This is a genomic window from Streptomyces sp. NPDC026394, assembly GCF_055567735.1.
In genome coordinates, this window is record NZ_JBVHPX010000002.1 from 443,660 (window position 1) to 464,224 (window position 20,565).

General features: G+C 70.8%; 16 protein-coding genes. 5 read left to right on the plus strand and 11 right to left on the minus strand.

The genetic code is table 11. The annotated features are described in order from the left end of the window. Window positions 1–72: 72 nt before the first annotated feature. Window positions 73–1,521 (plus strand): cysteine desulfurase, encoded by a 1,449-nt coding sequence (locus ACZ4QV_RS06150; RefSeq protein ID WP_361582644.1) that lies wholly within the window; start codon window positions 73–75, stop codon window positions 1,519–1,521. Window positions 1,522–1,683: 162 nt separating this feature from the next. Next, window positions 1,684–2,142, plus strand: a complete 459-nt coding sequence (locus ACZ4QV_RS06155; protein WP_361144220.1) for a hypothetical protein — start codon at window positions 1,684–1,686, stop codon at window positions 2,140–2,142. A gap of 43 nt (window positions 2,143–2,185) precedes the next feature. Here the strand turns inward: ACZ4QV_RS06155 and rodA are convergent, their stop codons facing one another. The 9 genes from rodA to ACZ4QV_RS06200 form a co-directional block, all read right to left on the minus strand. Next, window positions 2,186–3,394, minus strand: a complete 1,209-nt coding sequence (gene rodA / locus ACZ4QV_RS06160; protein WP_361144223.1) for a rod shape-determining protein RodA — start codon at window positions 3,392–3,394, stop codon at window positions 2,186–2,188. After that, window positions 3,391–5,532, minus strand: a complete 2,142-nt coding sequence (mrdA, locus tag ACZ4QV_RS06165) for a penicillin-binding protein 2 (protein WP_361582377.1) — start codon at window positions 5,530–5,532, stop codon at window positions 3,391–3,393. The genes rodA and mrdA overlap by 4 nt, the downstream gene beginning before the upstream one ends. Beyond that, the gene (gene mreD, locus ACZ4QV_RS06170; RefSeq protein ID WP_361144229.1) at window positions 5,529–6,251 is read right to left on the minus strand and encodes a rod shape-determining protein MreD; all 723 of its coding nucleotides are present in this window, start codon (window positions 6,249–6,251) and stop codon (window positions 5,529–5,531) included. Before mreD ends, mrdA begins: the two co-directional genes overlap by 4 nt. A 3-nt stretch (window positions 6,252–6,254) precedes the next feature. After that, the gene (gene mreC, locus ACZ4QV_RS06175) at window positions 6,255–7,187 is read right to left on the minus strand and encodes a rod shape-determining protein MreC (protein ID WP_361144232.1); all 933 of its coding nucleotides are present in this window, start codon (window positions 7,185–7,187) and stop codon (window positions 6,255–6,257) included. Window positions 7,188–7,363: 176 nt separating this feature from the next. Beyond that, window positions 7,364–8,383 (minus strand): rod shape-determining protein, encoded by a 1,020-nt coding sequence (locus ACZ4QV_RS06180; protein ID WP_003985182.1) that lies wholly within the window; start codon window positions 8,381–8,383, stop codon window positions 7,364–7,366. A 289-nt stretch (window positions 8,384–8,672) separates the two neighbouring features. Next, window positions 8,673–9,086, minus strand: coding sequence for a nucleoside-diphosphate kinase (gene ndk, locus ACZ4QV_RS06185; protein ID WP_031001873.1), 414 nt, complete (start codon window positions 9,084–9,086; stop codon window positions 8,673–8,675). Window positions 9,087–9,335: 249 nt separating this feature from the next. After that, a complete protein-coding gene (locus ACZ4QV_RS06190; RefSeq protein ID WP_361144235.1) occupies window positions 9,336–9,695 on the minus strand; it encodes a DUF4233 domain-containing protein in 360 nt (119 codons plus the stop codon). A 2-nt stretch (window positions 9,696–9,697) separates the two neighbouring features. After that, window positions 9,698–11,236, minus strand: a complete 1,539-nt coding sequence (gene folC / locus ACZ4QV_RS06195) for a bifunctional tetrahydrofolate synthase/dihydrofolate synthase (protein WP_361144238.1) — start codon at window positions 11,234–11,236, stop codon at window positions 9,698–9,700. Window positions 11,237–11,348: 112 nt separating this feature from the next. Continuing rightward, a complete protein-coding gene (locus tag ACZ4QV_RS06200; protein WP_361582384.1) occupies window positions 11,349–12,797 on the minus strand; it encodes a peptidoglycan D,D-transpeptidase FtsI family protein in 1,449 nt (482 codons plus the stop codon). A 344-nt stretch (window positions 12,798–13,141) separates the two neighbouring features. On the opposite strand from ACZ4QV_RS06200, the gene ACZ4QV_RS06205 reads away from it, so the two are divergent. Next, window positions 13,142–14,344: a hypothetical protein gene (locus tag ACZ4QV_RS06205; RefSeq protein ID WP_361145269.1), complete on the plus strand. Its 1,203-nt coding sequence runs from the start codon at window positions 13,142–13,144 to the stop codon at window positions 14,342–14,344. Here the strand turns inward: ACZ4QV_RS06205 and ACZ4QV_RS06210 are convergent. Beyond that, window positions 14,310–16,952, minus strand: a complete 2,643-nt coding sequence (locus ACZ4QV_RS06210) for a valine--tRNA ligase (RefSeq protein WP_361144244.1) — start codon at window positions 16,950–16,952, stop codon at window positions 14,310–14,312. The two genes, ACZ4QV_RS06205 and ACZ4QV_RS06210, sit on opposite strands and share 35 nt — an antisense overlap. A 159-nt stretch (window positions 16,953–17,111) precedes the next feature. Between ACZ4QV_RS06210 and ACZ4QV_RS06215 the strand changes: the two genes are divergently transcribed. Both ACZ4QV_RS06215 and ACZ4QV_RS06220 read left to right on the plus strand, forming a co-directional pair. After that, window positions 17,112–18,038, plus strand: a complete 927-nt coding sequence (locus ACZ4QV_RS06215; protein WP_361582387.1) for a hypothetical protein — start codon at window positions 17,112–17,114, stop codon at window positions 18,036–18,038. Window positions 18,039–18,073: 35 nt separating this feature from the next. Then, entirely contained in the window at window positions 18,074–19,072 is a 999-nt protein-coding gene (locus ACZ4QV_RS06220; RefSeq protein ID WP_361633343.1) for a hypothetical protein, read from the plus strand. A gap of 93 nt (window positions 19,073–19,165) precedes the next feature. Here the strand turns inward: ACZ4QV_RS06220 and clpX are convergent, their stop codons facing one another. Further along, entirely contained in the window at window positions 19,166–20,455 is a 1,290-nt protein-coding gene (gene clpX, locus ACZ4QV_RS06225; protein WP_030020546.1) for an ATP-dependent Clp protease ATP-binding subunit ClpX, read from the minus strand. Between the last annotated feature and the right edge of the window lie 110 nt (window positions 20,456–20,565).

Consider the following 20,565-nt stretch of genomic DNA (forward strand, 5'->3'; position numbering starts at 1 on the left):
GCGTCCACGGCCCCCGGAGCGGAGCACTACCTCGGCTTCGACACCGTCCCGGGCATGAGCGCGATACCCGGAATGAGCGCGGCCCCGGCTACGCACGCGGTCCCGGACACGAACTCCGTCCCGGCCACGGGCGCCGTCCCCGGCGTGGGCGCGATCCCGGCCACGGGCGCGGCCCCTGCCGCGAGTGCCGCCCCGGCCCCCGACACGGCCACCACCGTCCCCACCGCTCCCACCGCTCCCGCCGTTCCCGCAACCGACCCCACCGCCGGTTCCGTCCCCCAGCAGTTCCCCGGTGCCCAACGCGGCGCCTTCTCCCCGGAGATGGCGCGCCGCGACGTCCCGATCCTGCACCGGCTGGTCAACGGCCGGCCGCTCGTGTGGCTCGACAACGGCGCCACCACGCAGAAACCGCGCCAGGTGATCGAGGCCGTGTCCGCGTTCTACGGCTCGGCCAACTCCAACATCCACCGCGGCGCCCACACCATGGCCCGCGACGCCACCGCCCTGTACGAAGCGGGCCGGGCCGCCGTCGCGGACTTCCTGGGCGCCCCGTCCCCCGAGGAGATCGTCTTCGTCCGGGGCACCACCGAGGCGATCAACCTGGTCGCCCAGACGTGGGGGCGGGCCAACGTCGGTCCGGGTGACGACATCCTCGTCCCCGTACTGGAGCACCACTCCGACATCGTGCCCTGGCAGCAGCTCGCCGCCGAGACGCACGCCCGGGTGGTGCCGGTCCCGCTGCTGCCGGACGGGCAGATCGACCAGTTCGCCTATGCCGACCTGCTGTCCTCCCGTACCCGCCTGGTGGCCGTCAGCCATGCCTCCAACGTGCTGGGCACCGTCCCACCGGTGGCGGAGATGACGGCGCTGGCCCACCGCTACGGCGCCAAGGTGCTGGTGGACGGCGCGCAGGCGGTGGCTCACTTCCCGGTCGACGTGCAGGCTCTGGACGCCGACTTCTACGCCTTCTCCGGTCACAAGCTGTTCGCGCCCACAGGGATCGGCGCGCTGTACGCCAAGCCCGAACTGCTGGCGTCGATGGCACCGTGGCAGGGCGGCGGGAACATGATCGAGTCCGTTTCCTTCGACCGCACGACGTTCGCGCCCGCACCGCACCTCTTCGAGGCCGGTACCGGGCACATCTCCGGCGTGGTGGGGCTGCTCGCGGCCCTCGACTGGCTGTCCTCCTTCGGCCACGAGGCCATCGCCGCGTACGAGGCCCAGTTGCTGGCCTACGCGCAGCAGGTGCTGGCGGCCGTACCCGGCCTGCGGGTGCTGGGCGAGGCCCCCGACCGCATCGGGGTGCTGGCCTTCACGCTCGCCGGGCACGACTCGACGGCGGTGGCGCAGGCCCTCGACCTGGAGGGCATCGCCGTCCGCTCAGGGCATCACTGCGCGCAGCCGGCCCTGGCCCACTACGGCCTGGACAGCGCCGTACGCGCCTCCCTGGCCCTCTACAACACTCCCGAGGAGGTGGACCAACTGGCGGCCTCCTTGCTGCGGCTCCAGCAGGGAGCGTGATCTGAACGGGAGTGCCCGCCCCGCCTCCGGGACGGGCACCCCCCGTTCCCGCCCCCCGTGCGGGAGCGGAGCGCCGTGCTCGGCAACCCTCCTCCGGGCCTGCCCGTCACCTGCCGGTACAGTGCGTTCCTTGACCGGCGCACATCAGAGCAGGGGGGAACGATGCTCGCGCATCTGACGGACACCGCACGCCAGTTGGCCGCTGTCCTCTGGCAGCAGCACACGGTCTACCGGGACCGGACGGGCGGGGTGGTCATACGGGGCGAGCACGTCCAGCGGTGGATCAGCCTGTCCGTCACCGGGACGCGGGGCGAGGTGCTCTTACGGGCGGGCCGCATCCTGGACGGCGGTACGAGCGCGCCCGCGCGGGCCGAGACGGTGATGCGGCTGGACAGCGGTACGGACGAACTGGCCGCCGCCTGCCGTCGGCTGCTGGCCGACACGGCCCTCAGCGGCGTCTCGGAGGCTCCCCGGGAGCCCCGGGCCGGCCGGTCCCGGCCGCAGGCCCGGCAGCGGGCGGGCGGGGCGCGGATCGCCCTGTGGGTGCTCCTCGCCACCGTGACGAGCGCCGCGGTGCTCGCCGCGCTGGTCGCCTACAGCTCCTACCGCGCCGCCCGCTGACGTACGGACGTGCCGTACGGATGTGACGTACGGCCGGCGCGGGTCAGGCCGACACCGGCCGCTGCACATGGATGGACTGGAGCAGCCCTATGGCGATCCAGACCGCGAACATGGACGTGCCGCCGTACGAGACGAACGGCAGCGGGAGCCCGGTGACCGGCATGATGCCGAGCGTCATGCCGATGTTCTCGAACGCCTGGAAGGAGAACCAGGAGACGCAGCCCGCCGCGACGATGGTGCTGTAGAGCTCGCTGGCCTCGCGGGCGATGCGGCAGGCACGCCAGAGGACGACGCCCAGCAGGACGATGATCAGGCCCGCGCCGAGGAAGCCCAGCTCCTCACCGGCGACGGTGAAGATGAAGTCGGTCTGCTGCTCCGGGACGAACTGGCCGGTGGTCTGGCTGCCCTGGAAGAGACCGGAGCCGGTCAGCCCGCCGCCGCCGATCGCGATGCGTGCCTGGTTGGTGTTGTAGCCGACGCCCGCCGGGTCCAGGCTCGGGTTGGCGAAGGCGGCGAAGCGGGCGATCTGGTAGTCGTCCAGCAGGCCGAGCTGCCAGATGGCGACGCAGCCGACGACGCCTGCGCCCACCAGCCCGAGGATCCACCGGTTGGAGGCGCCGGAGGCGAGCAGGACGCCGAGGATGATCGCGCCGAGGACCATGACGGAGCCGAGGTCCGGCATCAGCATGATGATGACGACGGGGATCGCGGCCAGGCCGAGGGCCTGCACGACGGTGCGGTGATCGGGGTGCGGGCGGTCGCCCGCGTCGACCCGGCCCGCGAGGATCACCGCCATCCCCAGTGTGATCGTGATCTTGGCGAATTCGGCGGGCTGCAGGGAGAGCCCGCCGGGGATGGCCAGCCACGAGCGGGAGCCGTTGATCGTGGCGCCCACCGGCGTCAGGACGAGCAGCGACAGCAGCAGCGAGAGGACGTACAGGATCGGTACCGCCCCGCGCAGCGTGCGGTGGCCGAGCCAGATCGCGCCGGCCGCCAGGGCCAGGCCGATGCCGGTGTTCAGCAGATGGCGCAGGAGGAAGCCGAACTCGTCGCCGTGGTTGAGTTCGGTGCGGTTGCGGGTCGCGGAGAAGACCAGCACCGCGCCGATCAGGGACAGGGCCAGGCAGCACAGCAGCATGACCCAGTCGAGCCGGCGGACGACCGAGTCGCGCGCCGTCAGCCTGCCCCAGGCACCGCGGTCCGGGGAGTAGCGGCGGACGGTGAAGCCGTTCGCCGTGTGCGAGCTGGTCACGGTTCCCGCCTTCCGGGCGCGGCGGACGGCGGGGTGGCGGCGACGGGCTTGATGGGCTGCGCCTGGATCGTGCCGTCGCCCAGGATCTTGGGCAGGCCGGTCTGCGGCCTGGGCAGCAGCGCGGCCTTCTCGTCGATCTTGCCCTTGTCGTCCACCCCGTACAGCGCGTTGTAGATCTTGCGCACGGCCGGGCCGGCGGAGCCCGACCCCGTACCGCCCTGGGAGATGGTCATGACGATCGTGTAGTCCTTGGTGTACGTGGCGAACCAGCCCGTCGTCTGCTTGCCGTAGACCTCGGCGGTACCCGTCTTGGCGTGCATCGGGATCTTGTCCTGCGGCCAGCCCTGGAAGCGCCAGGCGGCGGTGCCGCGGGTGGCGACACCGGCCAGCGCGCCGTCGATCTGGGACAGCGTCTTGGCCGTCACCGGCAGCTTCCCGTGCGCCTTGGGCTCGATGTTCTCGATGTGCTTGCCGTCCGGGCTGACGATGGCCTTGCCCACGGTCGGGTTGTACAGGGTGCCGCCGTTGGCGATGGCCGCGTAGATCGTCGCCATCTGTATCGGGGTGACCTGGGTGTCGCCCTGGCCGATGGAGTAGTTGACGGAGTCACCGGCGCGCATCTTCATGCCGGACTCGCAGTTCTCCCTGGCGATCTTCGAGACGTAGTCGTCGCCGGTCCGGCCCTGCTTGCACCAGCCGTCCTTGTTGGCCTCCCAGTACCGCTTCTTCCACTGGCGGTCCGGAACCCGGCCGGTGACCTCGTTGGGCAGGTCGATGCCGGTCTCCTTGCCGAGGCCGAACTGGTGTGCCGTCTTGTAGAACCAGTCGGCCGGGTTCTTCGGCTTGTTGCCGCCGTCCTTCTGCCACTGCTGGTAGGCGAGGCTGTAGAAAACGGTGTCGCAGGAGACCTCCAGCGCCCGGCCGAGGTTGATCGGGCCGTAGCCCTTGGACTCGAAGTTCTTGAAGACCTGGCCGCCGATGTTGAAGGAGGCGGTGCAGGGGTAGGTGCCGTTGAAGTCGTATCCGGCGTTGACCGCGGCCGAGGTCGAGATGACCTTGAAGATCGAGCCGGGCGCGGCCTGCCCCTGGATCGCCCGATTGAGCAGCGGGTAGTTGGACTCCTTTCCGGTCAGCTTCGCGTAGTCCTTGCCGCTGATGCCGCCGACCCAGGCGTTGGGATCGTAGGACGGGTTGGAGGCCATGGAGACGACCCGGCCGGTCTTGTTCTCCATGACGACCACGGCGCCCGCGTCGGCCTTGTAGTTGGTGCCGGTGTTCTTGTCGTGGGTGCCGCGGGCGTCCTTCATCGCCTGCGCCAGTTCCTTCTCCGCTATGGCCTGGACACGGGCGTCTATGCTCGTGACGACGTTGGAGCCGGGAACCGCCTTGTCGCTCTTGGCCTTGCCGATGACCCGGCCGAGGTTGTCGACCTCGTAGCGGGTCACGCCGGCCTTGCCGCGCAGCGCGCTGTCGTAGGTGCGCTCCAGCCCGGACCGGCCGATCTGGTCGGAGCGCAGCAGCGGCGAGCGGGTGTTCTTGGCCTTCTGGATCTCGTCGTCGGTGACCGGCGAGAGATAGCCGAGGACCTGCGCGGTCTCGGCCTTGCCGGGCGCGGCGTAGCGGCGTACGGCGGTGGGCTCGGCGGAGATGCCGGGGAAGTCCTCGGAGCGTTCGCGGATCTGGAGGGCCTGCTGGGTGGTGGCCTCGTCCGTGATCGGGATGGGCTGGAAGGGCGAGCCGTTCCAGCAGGGCTGCGGGGTCCTGGCGTCGCACAGCCGGACCTTGTTGCGGATCTCCGTCTCCGACATGCCCAGGACCTTGGCGAGCCGGCCGAGCACGGCCTTGCCGTCGTCCTTCATCTTCAGCAGGTCGGTACGGCTGGCGGAGACGACCAGGCGGGTCTGGTTGTCGGCGAGCGGGATGCCGCGGGCGTCGAGGATGGAGCCGCGGGTGGCCGGTTCGACGACCTGCTGGACGTGGTTGTTGCGGGCCTCGTCGGCGTACTCCCGGCCGTTGCGGATCTGGAGGTACCAGAGCCGGCCGCCGAGGGTCAGCAGCAGGGAGAAGACGAGGATCTGGATGGCGATCAGCCGGATCGTGACGCGCGAGGTACGGCCGGTCTCCGGAATGTTGGTCACAGTCGCTTGACCCCCTTGATGCGTCCTGCCCTGTTACGGGCCGATCTGCCGAGCAGTCCGCCGCGCTGGCCGCCGATCCGGGCCGGCTTGGCCGGGAGGTTGGTGCGCATCGAGCGGCTCGCCTTCAGGCCGGTACCGGAGCCGATCCAGCCGTGCACGCTCTTGCGGCCCTTGGCGGAGCCGCCTTGCCCGCCGGCGGCGTCCGCAGCCAGCGGGTCGTGGTCCGTCCTGCGGGCCAGCGCCATCACCAGGGGTACGGCGAACGGGGCCAGCAGCAGGTCGTAGAGCGTGGCGGTGAACAGCAGCCAGCCCAGGCCGACGTGCCGGGCGGCGGAGTCGCCGACGAGCGAGCCGACGCCCGCGTACAGCAGCGTCGAGCCGAGGGCGGCGGCGACCACGACGACCAGCGGCATGGTCGCCGAGCGGTGCTGCCCGGTGTCCGGCTTGGTCAGCCCGGCCACGTACCCGATGACGCACAGCACCAGCGCGTACCGGCCGATGGCGTGGTCGGAGGGCGGCGCGAGGTCGGCGAGCAGCCCGGCGCCGAAGCCGACCAGGGCGCCGCTGACGTGCCCGTACACCAGGGCGAGACCGAGGACGACCAGGAGCAGCAGGTCCGGTGTGGCGCCCGGGAGCTGGAGCCGCGCCAGCACACCGACCTGGACCAGCAGGGCCACGACCACCAGCGCGGCGGAGAGCAGGATCCTCTTGATGCGCATCGGTCAGCTCCTGGGGGAGGCGCTCGCGGTGGGGGTGGCCGTGACGGTGACCGTCGGCGTCGGCTTGGGTTTGGCGGGTTTCTGCGGCAGCACCGTGTCGCGCGGGTCCTCGCGGGGCGGCTGGACGACCACGCCGACGATGTCCAGCCGGGAGAAGCCGACGAACGGGCGGACCTGGAGGGAGCGGGTCAGGTCGCCGTTGGACGGGTCGACCTTGACGACCCGTCCGACCGGGACGCCGGGCACGAACGGCTTGTCGGCGCTGGAGCCGAAGGTGACCAGCCGGTCGCCCTTCTTCACCTCGGCCTTGCCGTTGAGGAGCTGTACGCGCAGCGAGTCGCCGCCCTGGCCGGTGGCGAAGCCGATCTCGTTGGTCTTCTCCATCCGGGTGCCGACGGTGAAGTCCGGGTCGTTGGCGAGCAGGACGGTGGCGGTACTGCGGCCGACGGTGGTGACCCGGCCGACCAGGCCGTCGCCGTTGAGGACGGTCATGTCGCGGGCGATGCCGTCCTGGGAGCCGGCGTCGATGGTGACGGTCCAGGAGAAGCCCTGCGCCGCGCCGATGGCGATGACCTGGGCGCCCTTGATGCCGTACTGGCCGGTGCCGGCGGTCTTGAGCATCTTGTCCAGCTCGGCGGCCCGGTTGCGGTTGCGGTCGGCGGAGCCGAGCTTCGCCTTGAGGGCGGCGTTCTCGCGTTCCAGGACGCTGATCCGGGTGTGCCGCTCGCCGGAGTCGCGTACCGCGCCGACCGCGTTGCCCACCGGGTCGACGACCGTGGCGATGCCGCTCTCGACCGGGCCGAAGGCCGCGGCGGCGGCCTGCCGGGCGGGGGCGAGCGGGGACCGTTCGCCGCCGCGGATGTCCACCGTGATCAGCGCGAACGCGATCGCGACCAGCAGCACCAGTAGCAGCCGGCTCTCTCGTGTGTCCCTCACGTGCGGCGGCCGTGTCCTTCCTCGTAGGACCGGCCGGCTGCGGGCCCGCGCCGGTCGCGCTGGGGAGTGCGGTTGTGCCTTTGTGCGCAGTGCGCGCCCGTCGGGGCGTGGTGCTTGTATATCAACGATCCGCCGTACGGACGATCAGCCGCCCGTACGGCGGAATGTCGGATTCCTCAGCGGCGCGGCTGGGAGTCCAGTACCTGCTGGAGGGCCTCGAACTCCTCGACGCACTTGCCGCTGCCGAGCGCGACGGAGTCGAGCGGGTCCTCGGCGATGTGGATCGGCATGCCGGTCTCGCGGCGCAGGCGCTCGTCGAGGCCGCGGAGCAGGGCGCCGCCGCCGGTGAGCACGATGCCGCGGTCCATCACGTCGCCGGACAGCTCCGGCGGGCACTTGTCGAGCGTGGTCTTGACCGCGTCGACGATGGAGTTGACCGGCTCCTCGATCGCCTTGCGGACCTCGGCCGCCGAGATGACGACGGTCTTGGGCAGGCCGGAGACCAGGTCGCGGCCGCGGATCTCGGTGTGCTCGTCCTGTTCCAGGTCGTACGCCGAACCGATGGTGATCTTGATGCTCTCGGCGGTGCGCTCGCCCAGCAGGAGGCTGTACTCCTTCTTGATGTGCTGGATGATCGCGTTGTCCAGCTCGTCGCCGGCCACCCGGATCGACTGGGCCGTGACGATGCCGCCGAGCGAGATCACCGCGACCTCGGTCGTACCGCCGCCGATGTCCACCACCATGTTGCCGGTGGCCTCGTGGACCGGCAGGCCGGAGCCGATCGCGGCGGCCATCGGTTCCTCGATGATGTGCACCTGACGCGCACCGGCCTGGGTGGACGCCTCGATGACCGCGCGGCGCTCGACTCCGGTGATGCCGGAGGGGACACAGACGACGACGCGCGGGCGGGCCAGGTAACGGCGCTTGTGGATCTTGAGGATGAAGTAGCGGAGCATCCGCTCGGTGATCTCGAAGTCGGCGATCACGCCGTCCTTCAGAGGACGCACCGCGACGATGTTGCCGGGGGTGCGGCCGATCATCTTCTTCGCCTCGGCCCCGACGGCCAGGATGCCGCCGGTGTTGGTGTTGATGGCCACGACCGACGGCTCGTTGAGGACGATCCCGCGACCCCTGACGTACACCAGCGTGTTGGCGGTCCCGAGGTCGACAGCCATGTCACGGCCGATGAACGACATGTTGTTCCCCATGAGGATACGTCTGGCCTTCCCAACTGGAGCGAATGCTTACTTGAGGTCGGCAGGTGTGGTGCGCCGGGGCGCGGAAGCTCCATCGTAGTCACGAAGTCCCCACCGCTCGAACGCGGTGCGGGGTTCCTTCGCCATTGTCGGCGGAACACGGACCCGCCCCCTTCAATGGGGACGTCGTGTCGCGCCGAAGCGTTCCCCCGTTCGGAGCGCGGATACCGCGGGGTGACCGACGGACCGCCGGTCACCCCAGGTCACCGGGGGTCGGGGTGACCTGATGTCAGGAACGGCCCGGGAAGAAAATCTTGATTTCACGCTCCGCCGACTCCGGCGAGTCCGAGGCGTGGACGAGGTTCTCCCGGGTGATGGTCCCGAAGTCGCCGCGGATCGAGCCGCCGGGCGCCTTGATCGGGTCGGTCGGCCCGGCCAGCGCCCGTACGCCCTCGATGACCCGCTCGCCCTCGACGACCAGGCTGACCACCGGGCCCGACGACATGAACTGCACCAACGGCTCGTAGAAGTCCCGGCCGACGTGCTCGGCGTAGTGCTGTTCCAGGATCTCGCGGTCCAGGGTGCGCAGCTCCAGCGCGCTGATCGTCCAGCCCGCCTTGCGCTCGATACGGCCGAGAATCTCACCGACCAGGCCGCGGCGGACCGCGTCGGGCTTGAGGAGGACGAGCGTGCGCTGGCTCACGGGAGGGGCTCCTTGGGTGACGTGCGACAGACGGCAGGTGCCCTGAGGCTACATGGGTGACGGCGTTGGGCTGTACGCGGTACCGGGGCCGGGCGGAGGGCCGAACGGGTGATGCGGGCACGGTTTTCGCACGTGTGAGCGATGGGGTCCGGGTGGCGGCCCGGCGGGCCCGGGACCGGTCCGGACCGAATCGGGTCGGGTCGGACCGGGTCGGGTCGGGTCGCACAGGACCGGACCCGGAAGCCGTGGCTACGCCGTGCCCGGCTGCGGCCCCTCCTCCGCCTGGGCCGCCCACCGGGCCTTCGCCTCGTCGATCTTGCGGCCGAAGTGCACCGACGCCCACCACAGCGCGGCGAAGACCGCGCCGAGGAAGAACATCGTGCCCACCACGAAGCCGCTGGCGATCAGGGCCACCTGGAGGGCCCAGCCGAGCTGCACGCCGCCGGGGCGGGTGAGCACGCCGCACAGCAGGACGCACAGCACCATCGCGACGCCGCTGACCGTCCAGACCGTGGCCGTGGAGTGGCCCGAGGTCTGCATCGCGACCAGACCGGCGAACCCGATCACGAAGAACTCGCCGATCAGCGTGCTCGCACACAGCGTGCGCATGGTCAGTTCCTTCCCAGGAGCAGCCGGGCCTCGCCGACCGTGATCACGGAGCCGGTGACCAGCACGCCGGCCCCGGAGTACTCGCCCTCCTCCTCGGCGAGGGTGATCGCCGCCTCCAGCGCGTCGTCGAGCCGCGGCTCGACCTGCACCCGCTCGGAGCCGAAGATCTCCACCGCGACGCCCGCCAGCTCGTCCGCGTCCATGGCGCGGTGGCTGGAGTTACGGGTCACCACGATCTCCGCGAAGATCGGCTCGAAGGCTTCCAGGACGCCGCGTACGTCCTTGCCCTCGCTGGCGCCGAGCACCCCGACGAGTCGGCTGAAACCGAACGCCTCGCTGACCGCCTCGGCCGCGGCCCGCGCGCCCGCCGGGTTGTGCGCCGCGTCCAGGATGACGGTCGGACTCTTGCGCACGACCTCCAGGCGGCCCGGCGAGGCCACCGCGGCGAACGCGGAGCGGATGGTGTCGATGTCCAGGGTGCGGGCGTGCTCGGAGCCGATGCCGAAGAACGCCTCCACGGCGGCGAGCGCCACCGCGGCGTTGTGCGCCTGGTGGGCGCCGTACAGCGGCAGGAAGATGCCCTCGTACTCGCCGCCCAGGCCGCGCAGCGTCAGCAACTGGCCGCCGACCGCCACCTCGCGGCTGAGCACGCCGAACTCCATGCCCTCACGGGCGACGGTGGCGTCCACCTCGACGGCGTGCTTGAGCATCACGGCCGCCGCGTCCACCGGCTGCTGCGCCAGGACGACGGTGGCGTCCTTCTTGATGATCCCGGACTTCTCGCCGGCGATCAGCTCGGGTGTGTCGCCGAGGCGGTCGGTGTGGTCCAGCGAGATGGGCGTGACGACGGCGACGTCACCGTCGATCACGTTGGTCGCGTCCCAGGTGCCGCCCATGCCGACCTCGACGACCGCGACGTCCACCGGGGCGTCCGCGAAGGCCGCGTACGCCATGGCGGTGAGCACCTCGAAGAAGGAGAGGCGGTACTCCTGCTGGCCGTCGACCATCTCGACGTACGGCGCGATGTCGCGGTACGTCTCGATGAAGCGCTCGGCCGGGATCGGGGCGCCGTCCAGGCTGATCCGCTCGGTCACGGACTGCACGTGCGGGCTGGTGTACCGGCCGGTGCGCAGCTCGAAGGCGGACAGCAGGGCCTCGATCATGCGGGCGGTGCTGGTCTTGCCGTTGGTGCCGGTGATGTGGATGGACGGGTAGGCGCGCTGGGGCGAGCCCAGGACGTCCATCAGCGCCTCGATGCGCCGCACCGACGGGTCCAGCTTGGTCTCGCCCCAGCGGCCGGCCAGCTCGGCCTCCACCTCGCGCAGCGCGCGGTCCACCTCGGGGTCCTCGGGACGGGCGGGGACCCCGTCCCCCTGGGGCGGGCCGGCCTGTGCGCGCAGGGTACGGCTGCCGGCCTCGATCACCGCGAGGTCGGGGTCCCTGGTGGTCTCGGCCTCCACCATCTCCTCGAAGGGGTCGGCCTGGCCGTCCGGGCCGGGGATCGGGTCGGGGTCGTCGTTTCGGGGGCGCTCGTCGCTCACGGCTCCAGTCTACGAGCCACCACCGACACCGGTGGGTGGCGGCCTGCGGCCGGGGCGGGACGGCCCGCGACTCCGGCCGCGACGGGACGCCCGCCCCCGGCAGGCCCCGGCACTACGACAGCGCCGCCTTCATCATCGCCTTGGCCACCGGGCCCGCCAGGCCACCGCCCGAGATCTCGCTGCGGGCCGCGTCGCTGTCCTCGACCATGACGGCGACGGCCACCTGGTGGCCCTTGCCGTCCTTGGCGTAGGAGACGAACCAGGCGTACGGGGTGCCCTCGTTGTCCACGCCGTGCTGGGCGGTGCCGGTCTTGCCGCCGACCGTCAGGCCGTCGATCTTGGCCTTGGAGCCGGTGCCCTCGTTCACGACGGTCTCCATGGACGACTGGAGCTGCTCGGCGGTGCGCTGCGAGATCGCCTTGCCGTACTTCTCCGGCTCGTACTGCTGGAGCGTGTTGCCGCCGCTGTCGGTGAGCTTGTCGACCATCTGCGGTGTCTGGAGGTCGCCGCCGTTGGCGATGGCCGCGGAGACCATGGCCATCTGGAGCGGCGTCGCGGTGTCGTCGAACTGGCCGATGCCGGACAGCGCGGTCTGCGCCTTGTCCATGCCCTGCGGGTACAGGCTCTTGCCGGCCCGTACCGGGGTGTCCAGCTTGCCGTTGTTGAAGCCGAACTTCTCGGCCTGCGCGCGGACCTTGTCCTGGCCCAGGTCGGCGGCCATCTTCGCGAAGACGGTGTTGCAGGAGTACTGGAGCGCAGTGCGGATGGTCGCGTTCTTGCAGGGCGCCGACGCGCTCTCGTTCTTCAGCGTGGTGCGGGTGCCGGGGAGGACGTACGGGTCGGGGCTGTCGGTGGCCTCGTCCACGGAGGAGTACAGGCCGTTCTCCAGCGCGGCCGCCGCGACGACGAGCTTGAAGGTGGAGCCGGGCGGCAGCGGCTGCCGCAGCGCACGGTTGATCTCGGGGTGCTTCTTGTCCGCCGACAGGTCCTTCCACGCCTGCTGGTCGCCGCTGCCGGAGCCGGCGAACTTGCCGGGGTCGTACGAGGGCGTGCTGACCATCCCGAGGACCTTGCCGGTGGCCGGGTCCAGGGCGACCGCGGCCCCGGTCTTGTTCCCGAGCGCCTCGTAACCGGCCTTCTGCACCTTGGAGTCGATGGTGGTGGCGACATCCCCGCCCTTGGGCCGCTGGCGGGTCAGCGCGTCGCCCGGGTTCTGCAGGCGGCTGTCGGAGCCGTCGAGGAGGTCGCCGTACAGGCTCTCCAGTTGGTTGCTGCCGAAGATCTGCGAGGTGAAGCCGGTGACGGGGGCGTAGAGCGGGCCGTTCTTGTACGTCCGCTTGTTCCTGAGGGTGCCGTCGGTGGCGGTGGAGCCGGTCACCGGCTGCCCGTCCACGAGGATGTTGCCCAGCGGATTCGCGTACTTGGCTATGGAAACGCGTGGATTGTGCGGATCGTCCGTGAACGTGGACGCCTTGGCCCCCTGCAGCCAGGTGACCCACGCCAGGAGCGCGAGGATCAGCAGGACGCAGAAGACCGAGACGCGGCGCAGGGGTTTGTTCATGGGTGGCGCGGCTCCTCGTCGCTGGACGGTGGTGCGGCCGACTACGTACGCCGTACGTTTCGCCGGAAAGTCCCGTTTGCGGGCCCCATGGTCCCCCGTCTCGATGAGAGGCCGATGAGAACGCGGCGGCCGGTGCCCCACCGTGACGCACGCCTCCGATCCCCGCCCCCGGGCAACGCACCACCCCCTGCCCGCATCTTCCCCGGCGGGCTCTGTGAGCCTTGACCGACACGGAGATCCGGCGAAGACCGGAAGAGAACGGGCCCCGAGGGGCGGCGGACGTACGGCCGCCGGGAGAAAACAGGAGCTGAAAAAGCGTGCGCGTGCCGGCAATCAGTCAGCGGATGCACTTGGTGCTGCTCACCGCGTGGACCGTGCTGTGGTTCGTCGTGGTCGAGCCGAACGGGGGGTTCTCCTGGCACTACCTGCGCACCGGCGGCGAGCTGATCTACCAGGGCTCGTCCGGCGACGGCACCGGCGGCCTCAACCTCTACGCCCACCACCCCGAACTCCAGATGGGCCCGGTCAGCTTCCTGATCGCCGGTCTGTTCAACCCGTTCCCCGAGCACACCGGACAGTTCCTGGCCGCGGCCCTGATGTCGCTGCTCGGCCTGGTGATCGTGGTGCTGGCCGGCCGCAGCGCCGCCTGGCACTTCCTGGGCACCGGCACCAACCACCAGCGGCTGCGGCAGCGCGTCCTGATAGCCGGCCTGGCGTTCATCCCCATGTGGATCGAGGTCTCGGTCCGCTTCGGGCACCTGGACGACGTGCTCGCGCTGTTCTTCACCGCGCTGGCCGTACGGTCGGTGACCCGCGGCAACGCCGCGCTGACCGGCGTCTTCCTGGCCCTCGCGATGGACTCCAAACCGACGGCGCTGGCCTTCGTCCCGCTGCTGCTCGCGCTCCCGAAGGAGAAGTGGCTGCGCGCGGGGCTGTGGATGGCGGGCCTGGTCGCGGTGGCCTGGCTGCCGTTCTTCATCGGTGACATGAACTCGTTCTCGGCGGCCGAGTTCGCCATCCCCAACCACCCGGCGTCCGCACTGCGCTGGCTGGGCGTGGCCGACCCGGAGACGCCCGGCTGGGACCGGCCCGCGCAGTTCGCGCTGGGCCTGCTGCTGGGCTGTCTGGCGGTGTGGCGGGGGCGCTGGGCCGCCGTCGTCCTGCTGGGCGCCAACGCCCGTATCGTCCTGGACCCCAGCGTCTACACGTACTACACCGCGTCCGTACTGCTCGGCACGCTGCTGTGGGACGTCATCGGGCAGCGCCGGCTGGTGCCCTGGTGGAGCTGGCTGGCCCTGCTGATCCTGTACGGCAGCGTCTTCGTGGTGCCCGACGACTCGGCGCGCGGCCTGATCCGCCTGGCGTTCGTGGCCGTGTCGACGGCGTACGTCCTGCTGTGGCCGGTACGGGAACGCGGCGACCGGCGCGGCTCGGGACGGCGCAGGCCCCCCGCCCGTACGGACGAGGGGCCTGCGGAGCCGTACGCGCCGGGAGTCGTCCCGGCGCCGGGCGCTACGCCTTGGGCAGGGCCGCCAGCTGCGCGCTGATGCGCACGATGTCGGCCTCGGCCGTCTCCAGCCGCGTACGGATCTTGGCGACGACGTGTTCCGGGGCCTTGCCCAGGAACGCCTCGTTGCCCAGCTTCCCGTTGGCCTGGGCCTTCTCCTTCTCGGCCGCGGCGAGGTCCTTCGACAGCCGCTTGCGCTCGGCCTCCACGTCGATGGCGCCCGACAGGTCCAGCGCGACGGTGGCGCCCGCGACCGGCAGGGACGCGGTGGCGGTGAAGTCCTCGCCCGCGGGCTGGAGGCGCAGCAGCGAGCGCATCGCGGCCTCGTGCGCGGCGAGCTGCGTACCGGCCAGGTCCAGCCGGGCCGGCACCTTCTGGCCGGGCTGGAGCCCCTGGTCGGACCGGAAGCGGCGGACCTCGGTGACGACCTGCTGGACGGTCTCGATCTCCCGCTCGGCGGCCGCGTCACGGAAGCCGCTGTCGGCCGGCCACTCGGCGATCACCAGGGACTCACGGCCGGTCAGCGTCGTCCAGAGGCTCTCCGTGACGAACGGCACGATCGGGTGCAGCAGCCGCAGCGTGACGTCCAGGACCTCGCCGAGGACGCGGCGCGAGGCGTCGGCGGCCGGGCCGCCCGCCATGAACGTGGTCTTGGACAGCTCGACGTACCAGTCGAAGACCTCGTCCCACGCGAAGTGGAAGAGGGTGTCCGACAGCTTGGCGAACTGGTAGTCGTCGTAGTACGCGTCCACCTCGGCGACGACCGTGTTGAGCCGGGAGAGGATCCACCGGTCGGTCGCCGAAAGCTGCTCGGCCGGGGGCAGCTCGCCCTCGACCGTCGCGCCGTTCATCAGCGCGAAGCGGGTGGCGTTCCAGATCTTGTTGGCGAAGTTGCGGGAGCCCTGCACCCAGTCCTCGCCGATCGGCACGTCCGTGCCGGGGTTGGCGCCACGGGCCAGGGTGAAGCGGACGGCGTCCGAGCCGTACTTGTCCATCCAGTCCAGCGGGTTGACCGCGTTGCCGAAGGACTTCGACATCTTCTTGCCGCGCTCGTCACGGACCATGCCGTGCAGGGCGATGGTCTTGAACGGCGGGGTGCCGTCCATCGCGTACAGGCCGAACATCATCATCCGGGCGACCCAGAAGAAGAGGATGTCGTAGCCGGTGACCAGGACCGAGTTCGGGTAGAACTTCTCGACGCTCGGGGTCTTCTCCGGCCAGCCGAGCGTGGAGAACGGCCACAGACCGGACGAGAACCAGGTGTCCAGGACGTCCGTGTCCTGCGTCCAGCCCTCGCCCGTCGGCGCCTCGTCGTCCGGTCCGACGCAGACGACCTCGCCGTTCGGGCCGTACCAGACCGGGATGCGGTGGCCCCACCACAGCTGACGCGAGATGCACCAGTCGTGGAGGTTGTCGACCCAGCCGAAGTAGCGGGACTCCATCTCCTTGGGGTGGATGTCCACCTTGCCGTCGCGGACCGCGTCACCGGCGGCCTGCGCCAGCGGGCCGACCTTGACCCACCACTGCATGGACAGCCGCGGCTCGATGGTCGTCTTGCAGCGCGAGCAGTGGCCGACCGAGTGGGTGTACGGGCGCTTCTCGGCCACGATGCGGCCCTCGGCGCGCAGCGCGGCGACGATCGCGGAGCGGGCCTCGAAGCGGTCCAGGCCCTCGAAGGGGCCGTGCGCGGTGATCACACCGCGCTCGTCCAGCACCGCGAGGTTGGGCAGGTCGTGCCGGCGGCCGATCTCGAAGTCGTTCGGGTCGTGGGCCGGGGTGACCTTGACCGCGCCGGTGCCGAACTCCGGGTCGACGTGCTCGTCGGCGACGACCGGGATACGGCGGCCGGTCAGCGGCAGTTCGATCTCCGTGCCGACCAGGTGACGGTAGCGCTCGTCGTCGGGGTGGACCGCGACGGCGGTGTCGCCGAGCATCGTCTCGGCGCGGGTGGTGGCGACGACGATGGAGGCGTCGCCCTCCCCGTAGCGGATCGAGACGAGTTCGCCCTCGTCGTCCTGGTACTCCACCTCGATGTCCGAGATGGCCGTCAGACAGCGCGGGCACCAGTTGATGATGCGCTCGGCGCGGTAGATCAGCTCGTCGTCGTAGAGCCGCTTGAAGATCGTCTGGACGGCCTTGGACAGGCCCTCGTCCATCGTGAAGCGCTCACGCGACCACGCGACGCCGTCACCCAGGCGCTTCATCTGCCCGGAGATCTGCCCGCCGGACTCGCCCTTCCAGCGCCACACCCGCTCGACGAACGCCTCCCGGCCCAGGTCGTGACGGGAAACGCCCTCCTTGGCCAGCTCGCGCTCGACGACGTTCTGGGTGGCGATGCCGGCGTGGTCCATGCCGGGCTGCCACAGCGTCTCGTAACCCTGCATCCGCTTACGGCGGGTGAGGGCGTCGATCAGGGTGTGCTCGAAGGCGTGCCCGAGGTGCAGGCTGCCCGTGACGTTCGGCGGGGGGATGACGATCGTGTACGGCGGCTTCTCGCTCTTCTCGTCCGCCTCGAAGTACCCCCGCTCCACCCAGCGCTCGTACAGCGGCCCCTCTACCTCGGCCGGCGCGTACTGGGTCGGCAGTTCAGTGGGGCTGCTGTTCGTCGGCCCGCCGTCTCGGGGGCTCTGCTGAGTGTTCTCGGTCACGACGCTCAGTGTACGGGCGCGGATGTCGCAGTCTCGAATCGGTTTGGCCCCTGGCGCACCGGCTGACAGTGGCGTCGTACAGGATGTTGGCGACGCACAGACATCAACTGTGACGGGCGTCATCGGACGCCGTCAGTCGCCACGAGGGGAACCCGCTCCATGAGCTTCAACCAGCCGCCTCCCGGCCCGTACGGCCAGCCGCCGCAGCAGCCGGGACCGTACGGTCAGCCCGCGCCGCAGCCGGTCGGGCAGCCTCAGTACGGCTACCCCCAGCAGGGCGGCCAGGTCCCCCCGCAGCAGCCCTACGGCTACCCGCAACAGGCTCCCCAGCCCGGCTACCCGCAGCAGCCCCAGGCGCCCTACGGCCAGCCGCCGCAGCCCGCCCCGTACGGCCGGCAGCCCGGGGGCTACGGCCAGCAGCCGCAGAACGGCGGCAAGGGCAAGGGGATGAAGATCACCCTCGGCATCGTCGCGGCGGCGGCCGTGGCGGGCATCGGCGTGGGCGCCTACTACGCGTTCGGTCCCGGCGGGGACGTGAAGCCCTACACGATCTCCATGCCGGACAACCTGCTCGGTACGTACAAGAAGGCGGCGGGCAAGGCCGGGACGAAGGACGAGTCCAACGACGCGGAGACCAAGGCCCTCGGCATCACCGAGGGCACCAGCGTCCAGGGCAGCTACGCGAACGACAAGGGGCAGCCGCTGCTCGTCACCGGTGTCTACGGCAAGGTCGCCGACCCCAAGAGCACGGTGAACAAGATGGTCGCCCAGATCGAGAAGAAGTCGGAGCGGACGGACACCCAGGGCGCGAAGCTGGAGACCGTCACGCCGGTGACGGAGTTCTCGCCCGACGGCTTCGACGGCTCGGTCATGAAGTGCAAGGCCGTCAAGGGCACCGCGTCGAGGGCCGGCCTCACCGCCACGTCCACGGTGACGTGGTGCATCTGGGGCGACTCCAGCGCGGTGGGCATCGTCATGAACAACGGGGTGGAGACGCCCACCAAGTCCACCGGCGCCGCCTTCTCGGCCGAGCGGTTCTCCGAGAAGACCCGCGAGATCCGCGACGCGGTGCGCCACGAGAAGTGACGGCCGCGGCCGTACCGTCAGGGGGAGGACACGTCATGAGCTTCGACCAGCCGCCGCCAGGGCCTTACGGGAGCAGCGGGCAGCCGCCCCAGGGGCCGTATGGCGACAGCGGGCAGCAGCAGCCGCAGGGCGGGGGCTTCGGGGCGCCTCAGGGGCCGCCGCAAGGATCACCTCAGGGGCCGCCTCAGGGGCCGCCGCCCGGCCCGTACGGGTACGGTGCGCCCCAGCAGCCGCAAGCCCCGCAGCAACCGATGCAGCAGCCGGTGCAGCCGCCCCCGCAGTTCCCGCAGTACCCGCCGCCGGGCCCGCCCGGTCCGCCCGGCCCGTCCGGTGGCGGGAGCACCGGCAAGATCATCGCGGGGGTGGCCGCCGGTGTCGTGCTCGTCGGCGCCATCATCAGCGGGGCCGTGATGCTCGTCTCGGGTGACGGTGGCGACGGCCCCCCGCGGGCCCGTGGCGGCGCGTCCGCCCCTCCGGAGGCCGGTTCCGACGCCTCCGGCTCGTCCGAGGAGAAGCCGTCCGCCGAGGACGACGGGCGGCGGATGCGGCTGACGACTCCCAGGACGGTCGACGAAGGCGCGTACACGCTGGAGAAGGACAAGGCGGCGCTGGAGCGCGACGGCCACAAGCTGGGTTCGCCGCCGCCGGGCATCACGCAGGAGATCGCCCGCTACCGGGGCACCCGCGGCAGCCGGCCGACCGGCCTGATGATCTCCGGCGGCTACGGCACCATCGACGACCCGGAGAGCGTGGTGGACAACATGTTCCGCGGCGTGGCCACCGGGGGCACCACGGTCGTGCGGCAGCGCGAGACGTTCCGGCCCGGCGGGGCGGACGGCACCGTCAAGATCGACTGCGAGGTCGTACGGAACCCGGCGTTCGGTTACGCGCCGGTCTGCGGCTGGGCCGACGGCTCGACCGCCGCCGTGCTGCTCTACCTGAACGGCGAGCTGCGCTCCTCCTCGGACGTCGACCTGTCGCAGTACGCGGACACCACCGCCGTGGTGCGTGGCGAGACCCGTACCCCGCAGTAGCCAGGACGCCGGGCCGCCGCCACGCGAAAGGGCCGCCCGGCGACCGGTGTCGCGGGGCGGCCCTCGCCGTCCGTGCGGGGGGAACGGACGGCGCTACGCGCTCTTCTCGTGGTGCTCGCCCGACTCGCCGCCGCGGTTGCGCGGTACCAGGGTCGGGTTCACGTTGGAGTGCACGACCTCTTCGGTGATCACGACGCGGGCCACGTCCTTGCGGGACGGGACCTCGTACATCACCGACTGGAGGACCTCTTCCATGATGGCGCGCAGGCCGCGCGCGCCGGTGCCGCGCAGGATCGCCTGGTCGGCGATGGCCTCCAGTGCCGGGCGGTCGAAGTCCAGCTCCACGCCGTCCAGTTCGAACAGGCGCTGGTACTGCTTGACGAGCGCGTTGCGCGGCTCCAGGAGGATCTGGAGGAGCGCCTCGCGGTCCAGGTTGTGCACCGAGGTCAGCACGGGCAGCCGGCCGATGAACTCCGGGATCATCCCGAACTTCACCAGGTCCTCCGGCATGACGTCCTGGAGCTGGTCCTTGGACTCGATCTCGCGCTTGGAGCGGATGTTGGCGCCGAAGCCGATGCCCTTGGCACCGGACCGGGCCTCGATGATCTTCTCCAGGCCCGCGAACGCGCCACCCACGATGAACAGCACGTTCGTCGTGTCGATCTGGATGAACTCCTGGTGCGGGTGCTTGCGCCCGCCCTGCGGCGGCACCGAGGCGGTGGTGCCCTCCAGGATCTTCAGCAGGGCCTGCTGGACGCCCTCGCCGGAGACGTCACGGGTGATCGACGGGTTTTCGCTCTTGCGGGCGACCTTGTCGATCTCGTCGATGTAGATGATCCCGGTCTCGGCCTTCTTGATGTCGAAGTCCGCGGCCTGGATCAGCTTGAGGAGGATGTTCTCCACGTCCTCGCCGACATAGCCGGCCTCCGTCAGCGCCGTCGCGTCGGCGAAGGCGAACGGGACGTTGAGCATCCGGGCGAGCGTCTGCGCGAGCAGCGTCTTGCCGGAGCCGGTGGGGCCGAGCAGCAGGATGTTGGACTTGCCGAGTTCGATGCCGTCGTCGCCGCCGCGCGCGCCACCGTTCTCACCCGCCTGGACCCGCTTGTAGTGGTTGTAGACGGCGACCGAGAGCGCCTTCTTGGCGGGCTCCTGGCCTACGACGTAGCTCTCCAGGAACTCGTAGATCTCCCGGGGCTTGGGCAGTTCCTCCCAGCGGACCTCGGAGGTCTCGGCGAGCTCCTCCTCGATGATCTCGTTGCAGAGGTCGATGCACTCGTCGCAGATGTACACACCAGGCCCCGCGATGAGCTTCTTCACCTGCTTCTGACTCTTCCCGCAGAACGAGCACTTGAGCAGGTCGCCGCCGTCACCGATGCGTGCCACGAGGTGCTTCCCCTTCGCCTGGGATCCGCATTGCTCCGCGGACCCGGGTGCTTGCCTATCGACGGTACCTTGCCGGGCCCCCCGTACGGGCCCCCCTTGGACCGACTCGG

Bases quoted from the DNA above. Each gene is read 5' to 3' on its own strand.
- ACZ4QV_RS06150 (WP_361582644.1), top strand. From the start codon at position 73: ATGAGCGCGGCCCCGGCTACGCACGCGGTCCCGGACACGAACTCCGTC.
- ACZ4QV_RS06155 (WP_361144220.1), top strand. From the start codon at position 1,684: ATGCTCGCGCATCTGACGGACACCGCACGCCAGTTGGCCGCTGTCCTC.
- mreD (WP_361144229.1), bottom strand. From the start codon at position 6,251: ATGCGCATCAAGAGGATCCTGCTCTCCGCCGCGCTGGTGGTCGTGGCC.
- ACZ4QV_RS06180 (WP_003985182.1), bottom strand. From the start codon at position 8,383: ATGTCGTTCATCGGCCGTGACATGGCTGTCGACCTCGGGACCGCCAAC.
- ACZ4QV_RS06190 (WP_361144235.1), bottom strand. From the start codon at position 9,695: ATGCGCACGCTGTGTGCGAGCACGCTGATCGGCGAGTTCTTCGTGATC.
- ACZ4QV_RS06200 (WP_361582384.1), bottom strand. From the start codon at position 12,797: ATGAACAAACCCCTGCGCCGCGTCTCGGTCTTCTGCGTCCTGCTGATC.
- ACZ4QV_RS06205 (WP_361145269.1), top strand. From the start codon at position 13,142: ATGCACTTGGTGCTGCTCACCGCGTGGACCGTGCTGTGGTTCGTCGTG.
- ACZ4QV_RS06215 (WP_361582387.1), top strand. From the start codon at position 17,112: ATGAGCTTCAACCAGCCGCCTCCCGGCCCGTACGGCCAGCCGCCGCAG.
- ACZ4QV_RS06220 (WP_361633343.1), top strand. From the start codon at position 18,074: ATGAGCTTCGACCAGCCGCCGCCAGGGCCTTACGGGAGCAGCGGGCAG.